The organism is Lederbergia ruris (genome assembly GCF_018332955.1).
Taxonomy (GTDB): domain Bacteria; phylum Bacillota; class Bacilli; order Bacillales; family Bacillaceae_C; genus Lederbergia; species Lederbergia ruris.
In genome coordinates this window covers 1-591 of the sequence record NZ_BORB01000113.1, presented here as the reverse complement: position 1 = coordinate 591, position 591 = coordinate 1, and the positions used below count along the sequence as shown (strand labels likewise).

General features: G+C 32.1%; 1 pseudogene. It reads left to right on the top strand.

The annotated features are described in order from the left end of the window. Window positions 1–591: pseudogene (locus KI363_RS21655) on the top strand (RNA-guided endonuclease TnpB family protein); the annotation flags it as partial.

Below are 591 nucleotides of genomic sequence, written 5' to 3'. Positions count from 1 at the left end.
AATCTCCCACGGATCAAAAACGTTTGATCCCACCCTAGAGATTTACAGAAGAGCGTTAGCTTTTATTGTTGATGTTATCAATAAAGAGTGGGACTCTTTAAACGGTTTAACAACAAAAGAAGTAACGCTTCTTGTTGAGAAGTTGATACATCGTACAAAAAGCAACCCTTCTCCTAAATATGACTTCACAACCACTTTTTATAAGTTTCCTAGTTATTTTAGAAGATCCGCTATTTCCAAAGCTTTCGGTATTGTGAGTAGTTACAAATCCAATCTGGAAAATTGGGTAAAGGAAAAATCAACCGCTCTTGCGGGCGGCAAGAGATTTAAAAAGAAACCACCTACTCTATCTATTGATCACGAAGCTTTTCCAGTATTTTATAAAACAAATATGTATGAAAAAACATCTACCAATCAAGTAAAATTAAAAGTTTTCTTAAAGAATGATTGGGTTTGGATCGATATAACCATCAACGATAAAAATTTTAAAAAGAGAAATATTTCAGACTGGAAAGAAAACAATCCTACATTAGTGAAAAAAGGAAAAAAGTATTTCATTCACTTCTCCTACGAAAAAAATATTACATTAAA